We start from the raw sequence: 12,799 nt of genomic DNA on the forward strand, positions 1-12,799 counted from the left end.
GTCAGGCCGCCCGGCGCCGCATCTGCAAGGTCGCGGCGATCACGTAGACCAGCACCGTCACCAGAACAGCGCCCGCGGCGAAGATCGCGAAGGCCAGGCCGATGGCGCCGGTCTGGGGCAGCGGTCCCAGCGGCAGCAGCATGGTCCCGGTCACGATCTGCGCGCCCAGCGTCACCGCAAACCAACCCGCCAGAGCCGCGGCCAGAGCCGCCGAGGCCCAGGCGGCCACCCCGCCCCGTCGCCCGGCCCGCAGCGCGCGCCGCCCGGCCCGCAGGCTTTGCGAGAAGTCCTGCCCCGCCGCCAGCAGCGCCGGCACCACGAACAGCACCATCACCACCCCGAAGCCCAGCCCGTAGACCAGCGTGATCACCGTGGGCTTCAGGAACAGCGCCTGCACCGAACGTTCGTACAGCAGCGGCGCCAGTCCCAGCACCGTGGTCAGCGTGGTCAACAGCACCGGGCGCAGACGATCGCAGACCGCATCGACGATGGCCGGACGCAGGCCGCGCGTCTTGCCGTAGTCGTCCACGGTGGTGATCAGCACGATGGAATCGTTGATGATGATCCCGGTCATGCCGATCAGCCCGACCACCGAGAACATCGACAGTGGCACATCCCAGATGTAGTGGCCCCAGATCGTGCCGACCAGGCCGAAGGGAATGATCGCCATGATGACCAGCGGCCGCGCCCAACTGGCAAAGATCCAGGCCAGCGTCAGATAGATCCCCAGCAGGCACAGGGTGAAGCCGACCGAGGCATCGGACAGGAATTCGTTTTCCTGTTCGGCCAACCCGGACAAGCGCCAGCTGACCTGATACTCGGCCTCGATCCTGGGCAGGATCTCGGCGCGCAGGGTCTCGAGGATTTCCTCGGCGCGGGCGGCGTCATCGTCTGAAATATCGCCGCTGACGGTGATGGTCTGCACCCCGTTCTTGCGGGTGATGGTCGAGAACCCCGGCTCTTGCCGCACGGTGACCAGATCGGCCAGCGGCACGTATTGCCCCGACGGCGCGCGCAGCAGCAGGCTTTGCAGGTAGTCGGCGGTCTGTTCTTCCTCGGCGACCTCGACCCGGATCGTGGCGGTGCGGATGCCATCGGGGAAGCGCGCGGCCTCGATCCCGTTCAGGCGCTGGCGCAGGACCCGGCCGACATCGTCGATGGTGAAGCCCAGAACGCGGGCCTGCGGGGTCAGGTCGAGGATGATCTCGTCCTTGTCCCACGACATGCTGTCCTGCACCGCCGAGACCTCGGGATAGATCACCACCTCGCGTTTCAGCGCTTCGGCGGCCTCCTTCAGGCGGCGCGGATCAGAGCCGTACAAGCGCACGTCCAGCGCATCGCCGCCGGGGCCGGAACGCCAGCCGCGAAAGCTGATTTCCTCGGTCTGCGGCAGGCGGCGGGTTTCTTCCTGCAGGGCAGCGACGAAGGCGAAGGCGGAATAGGGGCGCAGGTCGGCGTCGATCAGGTCGATGGCCAGCGATCCCAGCAGATCGTTGTCCTTGTTCTCGGCCGAGGCGATGCCGCGCCCGGTGGTGCCGCCCAGTTGCGCCAGCACATAGGCCAGCGGGTTGGCGCCATGTTCGGCTTCCAGACGCTCGGCCACCACTTCGGCGGCGCGCTGCATCTCGACCATCTGGGCAAAGGTGTCTTCGCGGGTGGCGCCTTCGGCCATGGCGAAATTGCCGGTGACCGAACCCTGTTCCGGCGCATTGAAGAACCGCCAGGTCACCTTGCCGTCCAGGAACAGCACCACCTGCGTGGACAGGATCAGCAGCACCCCGGCAATCACCGGGTAGCGGGCGGTGATGACCAGCCCGATCAGCGGGCGGAACAGATGCTCGCGCAGCCAGCGGAAGCCTTCATTGAACTTTCGGCTGGGCCAGTCGTACCAATGGTCCTGCGCGGTGTGCATCAGCGCGTGGCGCATGTGGTGCGGCAGGATCAGGAAGCATTCCACCAGCGAGGCCGCCAGCACCGCCACCACGGTGATCGGAATGTCGCGGATCAACTCTCCGAACCGGCCGCCGATGGTAGTCAGGGCCCAGAAGGCGATGATCGTGGTGATGGTGGCCGAAAACACCGGCAGCGCCATGCGGCGGGCGGCGTTGATGGCGGCGTCCTCGGGGCTTTCGCCCAGCCGCCGGGCGCGAAAATCGGCGTGCTCGCCCACGACGATGGCATCGTCCACCACGATCCCGAGGGTGATGATCAGCCCGAACAGCGAGATCATGTTCAGCGACACCCCGCCCGCGTACATGATCGCCACCGCCGTCAGCATCGCCACCGGGATCCCGGCGGCCACCCACAGCGCGGTGCGGGCGTTGAGGAACAGGAACAGCAGCCCCACCACCAGCGCCAGCCCGGTCAGCCCGTTGGTGAACAGGATGTTCAGACGCCCGGTGATGGCCTCGGACCGGGTGCGGATCAGGTCGATGTGGACGCCGGCGGGCAGGTCCAGCTCCATCTCGCGCGCCACCTCCTCGACGGTGTTCTGCAGCTTGATGGCGTCGCCCTGGGCTGAACGGTCGACGCGCAGCGATATCGCCGGATTGACGCCCACGTAGTAGGCCTGTTCGCGATCCACGCCGCCGGTTTCAAGGCGGGCGATATCGCCGATGGTCAGCGTGGTGCCATCGGGTTCGGAGCGCAGGGCGATGGTGGCAATTTCATCGGCGCTGCGCCGCTCGGTGCCGCTGCGCAGACGGGCATTGGCGGCATCGACGTCGCCGGCGGGTTCGGCGGCGGCCTCGGCGCCGATTGCGGCGGCGATCTCGGCCAGCGAGGTGTCATGCCGGATCAGGTCGCGGGTTTCGACGATGACCACGATCTCGGGCGCGGCGACGCCGCGCAGGGTGGTGCGGGTCACCCCGGCCTCGAACAGGCGCAGGGTCAGGTCGTCGGCGAACCGCGCCAGTTGCTCGACCCCGACGGGGCCGGTGATCACCACATCCGTCACCCGGTCGCGCCACGCCCGCCGGGTGACCTCGGGCGGATCGGAATCGTCGGGCAGGTCGATGACCGAGGCGACGGCGGTTTCCACATCCGCCTGCGCCTGCGCCATGTCCCAGCCGGGTTCGAACTCCATCGACAGGGTGGCGCGGCCTTCGCGGGAATTGGCGGTGGTCTCCACGGCGCCATCCACGTCGCGCACCGCCGGCAGCAGCGGGCCGATGATGGCGCGGTCCACGTCCTCGGGTCCGGCCCCGTCCCAATCGACACGGATGTTGATTTCTTCCAGAACCACGTCGGGAAAGAACTGGGCGCGCATCTGGGGGGCGGCGGCCAGCCCCAGCACTACAAGGATCACCAGCAGCAGGTTGGCGGCGGTGCCGTGGCGGGTGAAATAGGCGATGATGCCGCCGCGCATCGCGTCACCGGAGGGCAGTTGGGGCAGGTGCATGGCCTAGCCTCCCATCCGCTCTTCGATGCGTTCGACAACGCGGGCGGGCACCTCGTCCTGCGCAAGGATCGACAGTACCCGGTCGCGCGCCTCGGCCGGCATCCGGTTGTTGCCCTGCACCGCGGCGATCAGGCGGGCGCGATGTTCGGGGGTCAGGGTGACCATTGGTTCGGGCTCGGGCGCTTCGGTGCCTTCGGGACGGATCGGCCGGACCTTCAGACCGGTGCCCAGCGACGGGATGCGTTGCGCCACCACCTCGGCTCCGACTAGATCGGGCGCACGGACCAGAACCGTGTCGCCTTGCCGCCGGATCAGTTCCACCTGATGCGCCTGCAGCCGGTCATCGTCGCCCACCACCAGCACCGCGCCGTCGCTGCCAAGGGCGCGGGCCGGCAGACGGGCGACACCACCGATGGGCGCCTCGCGGATCTGCACGGTGACGATATCGCCGGGGCGAAAGCCCACGGACGTGCTGAGCCGGGCAAAGACCTCGCGCCCGGACTGACCCTCGCCGACCTCGGCGCTGACCCGCTCGATGGCGCCCTCGGCACGCAGGTTCAGACCGGCCACATCCATCCGCACCTCGATCGGGGCGCGGCGCAGGCCGCCGCTGTCATCCAGAAGACGGGCGTATTGGGCGGTGGACAGGCGAAAGGCCACCTCAAGGGCGGAAGGATCGACCAGCCGTGCCATGCGCTCATTGGCCGAGACCAGCCCGCCCTCGACCACCGTGACATCCGACAAGGTACCGGTGAACTTGGCGCGGATGCTTTTTTCGTCCAGCAGCCGCTGGGCTTCCTCCATGGCGATGCGGGAGCGGTCACGCTTGGCCGCCGCCTGTTCGATGCGGGTTTCGGCCGTGGCCACGGCCTGCCGCCGCGACACCACCGATTGCCGCGCCTGCGCAGCGGCCAGGGCGGCGGTTTCCACGGCAGAGACACTGCCGACCCCGCGATCCGAAAGGTCATTCTGCCGCGACAGCGCCTGCGCCCGCAGATCGGCCTGTTCGATGGCCACGCCCAGTTCATCCTGGGCCAGTTCCAGCGCGCGCCGGGAATCGCGCAGATCGGCCTCGGCCTCGGCCAGATCGGCGCGGGCCAGCGCCAGGTCGGCCTTGGCCTTGGCCGGATCGATCAGGGCCAGTTGATCGCCTTCGGCCACTTCGCCGCCATCGCGGAAATCGGGCGACAGTTCGACCAGCTTGCCAGTGCTGGTGGCGCGCACCTCGAGAATGCGATGCGAGCGGATTTCACCGAACACATCCATCACCGGCACCACGCGCTCGGGCGTCACGGTCACCACGTTCACCGCCAGCACGACCTCACGCGCGGGGCGCTGACGGTCCTCTTCGGCCAACATCGCCTGCACAGCCCGATAGACCGAGGTCCCGGCCCAGCCGAGCGCCCCGAAGGTCAGTGCAAAGAGCAAAACGCCGGTCAGGGCGCGCCGCAGGAACAGCATCAGGTGACGTCCTCATCACATCGGGTCCGGCTTTCCCGAACCCCTGTCAAATCTAGTCCGCGCGGGCCGCGCATCCAAGTTTCAGTGTCTTGAACGGATCACGCGGCTACTTCCGTCGCAAATGTTCGTCCAGACGCGGAAAAATTTCCACGAAATTGCACGGCATGTGCCGATAATCGAGTTGGTTGCTTAAAATTCCATCCCAGGCATCCTTGCATGCCCCCGGAGAGCCGGGCAACGCAAACAGATAGGTGCCCTGCGCCACACCACCGGTGGCGCGGCTTTGCACCGCCGATGTGCCGATCTTTTCCATCGACAGCAGGGTGAAAACCGTGCCGAACGCCTCGATTTCCTTTTCATAGACATCGCGGTGCGCCTCGACCGTCACATCGCGGCCGGTCAGACCGGTGCCGCCCGTGGAAATCACCACGTCGATTTCGGGGTCGGCGCACCAGGCGCGCAACTGATCGGCGATCTCGGCGCGCTCGTCTCGCAGGATCTTGCGGTCGGCCAGCCGGTGGCCAGCCGCTGCGATTCGGTCCACCAGCACCTGTCCCGAGCGGTCGTCTTCCATCGCCCGGCTGTCGGACACGGTCAGGACCGCGATGCGGACCGGGATGAAGTCTTTGCTGTCGTCGATGCGTGCCATGAGATGTCTCCTTGCGTTGGCCGCACCTAAGCAGGGGCATGGCGCAAGGTCCAGCAAGCCTGCGTGTTTTCCACTGGTCCCGCACCGTGCGCACTGGCATGGTCGCGGCGCCATTGCCCGGAGCCTCCATGTCCAATCGCCCCCTGCTTGTCGCCGCCGCTTTCGCCACGCTGGCCCAGCTTCTGTGGGCCGGGAATTTCATCACCGCGCGGGCGTTGCGCGAGGTGATCGACCCGATCAACCTGAACTTCCTGCGCTGGCTGCTGGCGGCGCTGATCCTGTTGCCGCTGGTGCTGCGCGACCGGCGCGCGATTGCCGCGGCCCTGCGCGCGCAGCCGTTGCAGATCCTGGCGCTGTCGGCCTTGGCCATCACCGGTTTCAACACGCTTCTTTATGCGGGCTTGCAGACCGCCACCGTGGCCGAGGCCGGGATCATCACCGGGCTGGCGCCGATCCTGATCCTGCTGTTGGCGCGGTTCTGGGATGGCACCGCCCTGACCGGCGGCCAGATCGCGGGCAGCGCGCTGGCCTTTATGGGCGCGCTTCTGGTGCTCAGCGGTCGGGATGTCGGGGGCGTCAGCGGCATCCGCGGTCCGGCGTTCCTGCTGGGGGCGGCCACGGCCTGGGCGGCCTATACGGTCGCCTACCAGCGCTTCAAGATCCCGCTGAAGCCCCTGTCGGCGCTGGGGTTGTTCGCGACCCTGGGCAGCCTGCTGATGCTGATGCTTGTCCCCTTCGCGCCCACGCCGATCCACCAGATCCCCCTGTCAGGAGAGGTGATCTTCGGTCTGGCCTACGTCGCCATCGGGGCGTCGATCCTGGCGCTGTATTCCTGGAACCGGGGGGTCAGCGTGCTGGGCCCGGCGCGGGTGGGAGTGTTTCTGCAACTGATCCCGGTTTTCGCGATGATCCTGGGCGCACTGATCCTGGGCGAGACGGTGACCCCGCTGCAGATCGCCGGACTGGTCTGCGTCTTTGGCGGCGTGCTTGTGGCACAGCGGCGCGGGCGGACCTCAGCCGTTCAGGCGCCCGCGCAACGCTAGCAGATCCGCCCAGGCCTCGCGCTTGGCGGCCGGGTTGCGCAACAGGTAAGCCGGGTGGAACATCGGCAGGGCCGGACGGCCGGTGGCCTCGCCCCAGGTGCCGCGCAGGCGGGTGATGCCCTTCTTGCCCAGCATGCCCTGGCAGGCGACATTGCCCATCAGCACCAGAACCTCGGGCGCGGCCAGGTCCACATGGCGGCGGATGAACGGGCCCAGCATGGCGATTTCCTCGGGTGTCGGCGTGCGATTCTGCGGCGGCCGCCATGGCAGGATGTTCGAGATATAGACCACGCGGTCCGGTTCCTCGGCCCGCCGATCCAGCCCGATGGCGGCCAGCATCCGGTCCAGAAGCTGCCCGGCGCGGCCCACGAAGGGCTTGCCCTGCTGGTCTTCCTCGCGCCCCGGCGCTTCGCCGACGATCATCACCCGCGCGCCGGGCACCCCGTCGGAAAACACCAGTTGCGTCGCGCCCAGCTTCAGGTCGCAATGGGCAAAGGCCTCCATCGCCGCGCGCAGGGCGGGCAGATCGTTTGCGGCCTCGGCCATCGCCTGCGCTTCGGCCACCGGGTCGACCTGCGGGGCGGCCATCGGTGCGGCCACCGTTGCCGCCGGAACCGCCTGCGCGGGCGGCGTCTGCGCCACCGGATCGGCATAGCGGTTCACCGACGCCTCCCCGATGGGAAGATCGGCGCCCATTTCGGCCTGCCAGTCCAGCAGCGCCTTGAGTGCTTCGGCTTCGGTTCCGTGATACATGGCCGCGACCCTATCGCCGCGCGAAGGCCCGCGCAATTGCGCCCGCGCCGCTTGCCGCCTTTGGCACGCCCCCGTATAACCCCGGCGACACGCAGACAGATCGGGGCGCGCATGACCTACCGCGGACGGCACCTCTTGGGCATTGAACCGCTTCACCCGACCGAGATCACGACACTTCTGGATCTGGCCGACAGCTATGTGGACCTGAACCGGCGGGCGCAGAAGCGTTCCGACGTGCTGGCCGGTCTGACCCAGATCAACATGTTCTTCGAAAACTCGACGCGCACGCAGTCCAGTTTCGAACTGGCGGGCAAGCGGCTGGGCGCGGACGTGATGAACATGGCGATGCAGGCCAGTTCGATCAAGAAGGGCGAAACCCTGATCGACACGGCGATGACCCTGAACGCCATGCATCCCGACCTTCTGGTGGTGCGCCACCCGCATTCGGGCGCCGTGGACCTGCTGGCCCAGAAGGTCAATTGCGCGGTGCTGAACGCCGGCGACGGACGCCACGAACACCCCACCCAGGCGCTGCTGGACGCGCTGACCATCCGCCGCGCCAAGGGCCGCCTGCACCGCCTGAACATCGCCATCTGCGGTGATATCGCCCACAGCCGCGTGGCGCGATCCAACATCCTGCTGCTGGGCAAGATGGAAAACCGCGTCCGCCTTGTGGGCCCGCCCACGCTGATCCCCGGCCCGATGAAGGACCTGGGGGTCGAGGTCTATGACGACATGCGCGAGGGCATCGCAGGCTGCGATGTGGTGATGATGCTGCGGCTTCAGAAGGAACGCATGGACGGCGGCTTCGTTCCGTCCGAGCGCGAATACTATCACCGCTACGGGCTGGATGCCGAAAAGCTGGGCCATGCCAAGCCCGACGCCATCGTCATGCATCCCGGCCCGATGAATCGCGGGGTCGAGATCGACGGCACGCTGGCCGACGACATCAACCGCTCGGTCATTCAGGAACAGGTGGAAATGGGCGTCGCGGTGCGCATGGCGGCGATGGACCTGCTGGCCCGCAACCTGCGAGCGGAGGCTGCCTGATGGATCTGGACCCCACCGTCGCCCCCCATGAAAGCGGCGTGCTGCGCCTGTACCGGCTGGACACCGACAGTGCCGAGGGCGCGGCCCTGCGCACGGCGCTGGCCACCGAGGCACCCGAAGCCGCCGATCTGGCCGCACAGGCCTTTGGCGTGGCCTCGGTCGATCCGTGGTGGCTGACCCTGCTGCCCCTGTCCGACATTCGGGATCTTGGCCTGCACGCCTATCTGGTCGAAGGCCACGACGTGCCCCGTGATCAACTGGATGCCGAAGCCGCCCGGCTGGCCACCCTTGACGGCACCCTGTTGATCGCTCAGTCCCGCGCCTTCGACGGCGGCGACGTCACCCTGCGCCCCGGCCCCGTCCTGACGCCGCTGCTGATGCTGGACAGCACCCGTGCGCCTGCCACTGCGCGCCCGCTGGCGCGCGCCAAGGTGGACCCGGTCGCGGTCACGCCGCCCACGACCGTGCAGCCGCCACAGAAGGCCCCCGCCGGCAAATGGATGCTGGCCGCCCTGCTGGCCGCTGGCCTGCTGGTGCTGACCGTCGCACTTCTGGGCGCGGGGGGCTGACGTGACGGGCAATGGCTGGGACGACATCCTGGAACCCGGGGAAGAGCTGCTTTGGCAGGGTCAGCCCGACCCGCGCCCTGACTGGCGCGCCCAGACCCTGCGCGAGACCCTGTTCGGGCTGGCGGTGACGGTGTTTTCGCTGTTCTGGATGGCCAAGGCGCTGGGGATCGGCGCGGATGCCTCTTTCATGGGGCTGGTGTTTCCGCTGATGGGGCTGCCGTTTCTGGTGATGGGTCTGAGCCGCGCGGGCGGCAAGATCGCGCTGGGGGTCTGGCGCCGCCGCCACACCTGGTATTCCCTGACCAACCGGCGCGCCTTCATTGCCACCAACCTGCTGGGACGCCGCACGCTTGACGCCTATCCCATCGGCCCGGTCACACCGCTGGACCACGAGGAAGGCCCGCCCGATCACATCTGGTTCGCCACCGACTTCGTGAAAACCGCACAAGGCAGCAAACGCCGCCGCATCGGATTTACCCATCTCCCCGACAGCCGCGCGGTCTATGACCGGATGCGCCGCCTGCAGCGAGAGGCCCTATGACGCAACTCTTCTACAACGCCCGCCTGATCGATCCCGAGGCCGGAACCGAAGCACCCGGCGCGCTTCTGGTGGACCGGGGCGTGATCGCCCGTGTGCTGCCCGCCGCCACCACGCCCGCCGATCATCCCGAGGCCACCGTCCTGGACTGCGACGGCCAATGCCTGGCCCCAGGCATCGTCGACATGGGCGTGAAGGTGGGCGAACCGGGCGAGCGCCACAAGGAAAGCTTCAAGACCGCCGGTCTGGCCGCTGCCGCTGGCGGGGTGACGACCATGGTCACTCGCGCCGACACCGCGACCCCGATCGACAATCCCGAAACGCTGGAATTCGCCATGCGGCGCGGCTATGACGCCTGCCCGGTGCGCATCGCCCCAATGGCCGCCCTGACCCGCAACCGTGACGGTCGCGAGATGGTCGAGATCGGCTTTCTGAAGGATGCCGGCGCCGTCGCCTTTTCCGATGGCGACCGGGTGATGACCGACACCAAGGTGTTCTCGCGCTGCCTGAGCTATGCCGCCGGTCTGGGCGCGCTGGTTGTGGCGCATCCGCAAGAGCCGGGGCTCAGCGCCGGGGCAGCCGCATCGTCGGGCAAATTCGCCACCCTGCGCGGTCTGCCGTCGGTGTCGCCCATGGCCGAGCGCATGGGGCTGGAACGCGATCTGGCGTTGGTCGAGATGACCGCGGCGCGCTATCACGCCGACCAGATCACCACCCGCGCCGCATTGCCTGCCCTGCGCCGCGCCAAGGCGGCGGGGCTGGATGTCACCGCCGGGATCTCGATCCATCACCTGACGCTGAACGCGCTGGACGTCGGCAACTACCGCACGTTCTTCAAGGTCAAGCCGCCCCTGCGCGACGAGGATGACCGGATGGCCATGGTCGAGGCGGTGCGCGAGGGGCTGATCGACACGCTCAGTTCCTTCCACACCCCGCAGGACGAGGAATCCAAGCGCCTGCCGTTCGAGGAAGCCGCCAGCGGCGCCGTGGGTCTGGAAACCCTGCTGCCCGCCGCGCTGCGCCTGTATCACGCCGGCCAGATGGACCTGCCGGGGCTGTTTCGCGCCATGGCGCTGAACCCCGCCCGGCGGCTGGGCCTGCCCGGCGGGCGGCTGGCCGAGGGCGCCCCGGCGGACCTGGTGCTGTTCAACCCCGACACGCCCTTCGTGCTGGACCGGTTCACGCTGCATTCGAAATCCAAGAACACGCCCTTCGACGGCGCCCGCCTGCAAGGCCGGGTGCGCGGCACATGGGTCGGCGGCACACGGGTGTTCGGCACATGATCCCGGCGCTGACCACCCCGCTTGCCGGCCTCGCCGTGACCGCGCTGCTGGCCTACCTGCTGGGCTCGATGGCCTTCGGCATCGTCATGGCGCGCGTTTTCGGGCTGGGCGACCTGCGCCAGATCGGCTCGGGCAACATCGGCGCCACCAACGTGCTGCGCACCGGCAACAAGCTGGCCGCCTTCCTGACGCTGGTGCTGGACGCGGGCAAAGGCGCCATCGCGGTGCTGACCGCCCGCGCGCTGGCGGGCGAGGACGCGGCGCAACTGGCGGGTTTCGCCGCCTTCCTGGGCCATTGTTTCCCGATCTGGCTGGGCTTCAAGGGCGGCAAGGGGGTGGCCACTTTCCTGGGCACGCTGTTGGCGCTGTCGTTTCCGGTGGGACTGGCCGCCTGCGCCACATGGGCCGTGATGGCCGCCGTTCTGCGCTATTCCTCGCTGGCGGCGCTGACGGCGGCAGCACTTTCTCCGCTCTGGGCCCTTGCCTTGGGACAATCCGAGCTTACGCTTCTGACCATTGCCCTGGCCGTCCTGGTCTTTTACCGCCACAGCGCGAACATTCGCCGCCTGCGGGAAGGAACCGAACCAAGGATCGGCCGGAAAACCTGACCGGAGACACCTGATGAACTTCCAGACCGCCATTCAGACCTGCCTGAGCAAATACGCCACCTTCTCGGGACGGGCGACGCGGCCCGAGTTCTGGTGGTTCGTCCTGTTCGTGATCCTTGTCGGGTTGGGCGGCAGTATCCTCGACTCTGTGATCTTCGGCACCGGGCCCGAAGCTGGCCAGCCAATCTCGGCCATCGCCAGCCTTGCGCTGCTTTTGCCCTATCTCGCGGTCGGGGTCCGCCGCCTGCACGACATCGGCCGCAACGGCTGGTGGATGCTGCTGATCCTGCTGCCCCTCATCGGCACGCTGATCATCCTTTACTGGATGGTCCAACCCAGCAAGGACTGACCGGACAAGGGGCGGCACGCCGCGCCGCCCCGGTCCTTGTTCAGAAGAGCGGCCGTTTCAGGACACCCGGCTTTGCCGCGCGCCCATGTGGCAGATGACCCGTGCAGCCAGCGCGGCACCACGGTCCCCCGCCTGGGTCACATCCTCGCCCATGGCCAGCCCGCCCAGGAAGCCGGCGGCAAAGGCATCGCCCGCACCGGTGCTGTCCACGACCTTGGCCACCGGCACCGCTGCGATCTGAACCACCGGGCCGCCATCGCTGACCAGCGCGCCATGTTCGCTGCGGGTCAGGGCGACGGTGCTGACATGATCCAGCGCCCAGTGCAGGGCGCTCATCGGATCGCGCGCCGACGACAATGCCGCCAGTTCCAACTCGTTGCCGATAAGGATGTCGCAATCGCCTTCGATCAGCGCCAGCATGGCGTCGCGCTGACGTTCGACACAGGCCGGGTCCGAGGGTGTCAGCGCCACTTTCGCGCCGACGCCATGGGCCAGCTCCACCGCATGCGCGATGTTGGCCGCCCCCTCGGGAACGTCGAAATGATAGCCCTCGATCAGCAGGATCTCGGTTTCGGGCGGCAGCGCGTCGGGCATCACGCCCGGCACCAGCCGCTCGCAGGCGCCCAGATGGGTGGACATGGTGCGTTCGCCATCCGGGGTCACCATCACCACGCAATGGCCCGTTGCCGTGCCATCGGTCAGGGAGGTCACCGGCACCGTGATGCCCAGTTCAGCCATGTCCCGACGGAACACCGCGCCCAGATCATCGTCGGCCACTTGCCCCAGAAAGGTGCCCTGCAATCCCAGATCGCCGATATGCGCGATGGTGTTGGCGACCGAGCCGCCCGATTGCTGCACCCCCGGCCCGATCTCGGCGTAAAGCTTGGCGGCGGTCTCGGCATCGACCAGATGCATCTCGCCCACAATCAGCCCGTGACGGGCGGGACCTTCGGGGTCGATGGAGGCCAGCACATCGACCAGCGGGTTGCCAATTCCGGCCACCTGGGGCACGCGTTCACTCATCAGAAGTCTCCTGCAACGGCTTTGCGGGGCGCATAGCGCAAAGCCGCCCGCTTGTCACAGAATAACACGCCGC

Annotated in this window: 12 protein-coding genes; 7 read left to right on the plus strand and 5 right to left on the minus strand. The window is 68.1% G+C overall.

Going from position 1 to position 12,799, the window contains the following annotated elements; genetic code table 11:
* Position 1: 1 nt before the first annotated feature.
* The 3 genes from ACP15K_RS03890 to moaB all read right to left on the minus strand — a co-directional run bounded on the left by ACP15K_RS03890 (position 2) and on the right by moaB (position 5,510).
* Positions 2-3,400: an efflux RND transporter permease subunit gene (locus tag ACP15K_RS03890; protein WP_424989855.1), complete on the minus strand. Its 3,399-nt coding sequence runs from the start codon at positions 3,398-3,400 to the stop codon at positions 2-4.
* 3 nt (positions 3,401-3,403) lie between these two features.
* Positions 3,404-4,861: an efflux RND transporter periplasmic adaptor subunit gene (locus ACP15K_RS03895; RefSeq protein WP_424989856.1), complete on the minus strand. Its 1,458-nt coding sequence runs from the start codon at positions 4,859-4,861 to the stop codon at positions 3,404-3,406.
* 106 nt (positions 4,862-4,967) lie between these two features.
* The gene (moaB, locus tag ACP15K_RS03900; RefSeq protein WP_193140630.1) at positions 4,968-5,510 is read right to left on the minus strand and encodes a molybdenum cofactor biosynthesis protein B; all 543 of its coding nucleotides are present in this window, start codon (positions 5,508-5,510) and stop codon (positions 4,968-4,970) included.
* A 128-nt stretch (positions 5,511-5,638) separates the two neighbouring features.
* On the opposite strand from moaB, the gene ACP15K_RS03905 reads away from it, so the two are divergent.
* The gene (locus ACP15K_RS03905; protein ID WP_424989857.1) at positions 5,639-6,553 is read left to right on the plus strand and encodes a DMT family transporter; all 915 of its coding nucleotides are present in this window, start codon (positions 5,639-5,641) and stop codon (positions 6,551-6,553) included.
* On the opposite strand, the gene ACP15K_RS03910 is transcribed toward ACP15K_RS03905, so the two are convergent.
* Positions 6,524-7,306, minus strand: coding sequence for a uracil-DNA glycosylase (locus ACP15K_RS03910; RefSeq protein ID WP_424989858.1), 783 nt, complete (start codon positions 7,304-7,306; stop codon positions 6,524-6,526). The two genes, ACP15K_RS03905 and ACP15K_RS03910, sit on opposite strands and share 30 nt — an antisense overlap.
* Before the next feature lie 111 nt (positions 7,307-7,417).
* Between ACP15K_RS03910 and ACP15K_RS03915 the strand changes: the two genes are divergently transcribed.
* Genes ACP15K_RS03915 through ACP15K_RS03940 form a run of 6 tightly spaced genes read left to right on the plus strand, consistent with a single transcriptional unit; the run spans position 7,418 to position 11,703 of the window.
* Positions 7,418-8,356 (plus strand): aspartate carbamoyltransferase catalytic subunit, encoded by a 939-nt coding sequence (locus tag ACP15K_RS03915; RefSeq protein WP_193140627.1) that lies wholly within the window; start codon positions 7,418-7,420, stop codon positions 8,354-8,356.
* On the plus strand, positions 8,356-8,925 hold the full coding sequence (locus ACP15K_RS03920) for a hypothetical protein (protein ID WP_424989859.1): 570 nt from the start codon (positions 8,356-8,358) through the stop codon (positions 8,923-8,925). The genes ACP15K_RS03915 and ACP15K_RS03920 overlap by 1 nt, the downstream gene beginning before the upstream one ends.
* A 1-nt stretch (position 8,926) precedes the next feature.
* Entirely contained in the window at positions 8,927-9,466 is a 540-nt protein-coding gene (locus tag ACP15K_RS03925; protein ID WP_193140625.1) for an aspartate carbamoyltransferase catalytic subunit, read from the plus strand.
* Entirely contained in the window at positions 9,463-10,746 is a 1,284-nt protein-coding gene (gene pyrC, locus ACP15K_RS03930; protein ID WP_424989860.1) for a dihydroorotase, read from the plus strand. The genes ACP15K_RS03925 and pyrC overlap by 4 nt, the downstream gene beginning before the upstream one ends.
* Positions 10,746-11,354: a glycerol-3-phosphate 1-O-acyltransferase PlsY gene (gene plsY, locus ACP15K_RS03935; RefSeq protein ID WP_424989905.1), complete on the plus strand. Its 609-nt coding sequence runs from the start codon at positions 10,746-10,748 to the stop codon at positions 11,352-11,354. The genes pyrC and plsY overlap by 1 nt, the downstream gene beginning before the upstream one ends.
* A 13-nt stretch (positions 11,355-11,367) precedes the next feature.
* A complete protein-coding gene (locus tag ACP15K_RS03940; RefSeq protein ID WP_193140623.1) occupies positions 11,368-11,703 on the plus strand; it encodes a DUF805 domain-containing protein in 336 nt (111 codons plus the stop codon).
* Positions 11,704-11,760: 57 nt separating this feature from the next.
* Here ACP15K_RS03940 and ACP15K_RS03945 read toward each other — a convergent pair whose 3' ends face one another.
* The gene (locus ACP15K_RS03945; RefSeq protein WP_193140622.1) at positions 11,761-12,726 is read right to left on the minus strand and encodes an adenosine kinase; all 966 of its coding nucleotides are present in this window, start codon (positions 12,724-12,726) and stop codon (positions 11,761-11,763) included.
* Positions 12,727-12,799 lie beyond the last annotated feature (73 nt).

The organism is Fluviibacterium sp. S390 (genome assembly GCF_049800695.1).
Taxonomy (GTDB): Bacteria; Pseudomonadota; Alphaproteobacteria; order Rhodobacterales; family Rhodobacteraceae; genus Meridianimarinicoccus.

Excerpts from the sequence above, each read along its gene's own strand:
- ACP15K_RS03890 (WP_424989855.1), bottom strand. The coding sequence starts at position 3,400 with ATGCACCTGCCCCAACTGCCCTCCGGTGACGCGATGCGCGGCGGCATC.
- ACP15K_RS03895 (WP_424989856.1), bottom strand. The coding sequence starts at position 4,861 with ATGCTGTTCCTGCGGCGCGCCCTGACCGGCGTTTTGCTCTTTGCACTG.
- moaB (WP_193140630.1), bottom strand. The coding sequence starts at position 5,510 with ATGGCACGCATCGACGACAGCAAAGACTTCATCCCGGTCCGCATCGCG.
- ACP15K_RS03905 (WP_424989857.1), top strand. The coding sequence starts at position 5,639 with ATGTCCAATCGCCCCCTGCTTGTCGCCGCCGCTTTCGCCACGCTGGCC.
- ACP15K_RS03910 (WP_424989858.1), bottom strand. The coding sequence starts at position 7,306 with ATGTATCACGGAACCGAAGCCGAAGCACTCAAGGCGCTGCTGGACTGG.
- ACP15K_RS03915 (WP_193140627.1), top strand. The coding sequence starts at position 7,418 with ATGACCTACCGCGGACGGCACCTCTTGGGCATTGAACCGCTTCACCCG.
- ACP15K_RS03920 (WP_424989859.1), top strand. The coding sequence starts at position 8,356 with ATGGATCTGGACCCCACCGTCGCCCCCCATGAAAGCGGCGTGCTGCGC.
- pyrC (WP_424989860.1), top strand. The coding sequence starts at position 9,463 with ATGACGCAACTCTTCTACAACGCCCGCCTGATCGATCCCGAGGCCGGA.
- ACP15K_RS03940 (WP_193140623.1), top strand. The coding sequence starts at position 11,368 with ATGAACTTCCAGACCGCCATTCAGACCTGCCTGAGCAAATACGCCACC.
- ACP15K_RS03945 (WP_193140622.1), bottom strand. The coding sequence starts at position 12,726 with ATGAGTGAACGCGTGCCCCAGGTGGCCGGAATTGGCAACCCGCTGGTC.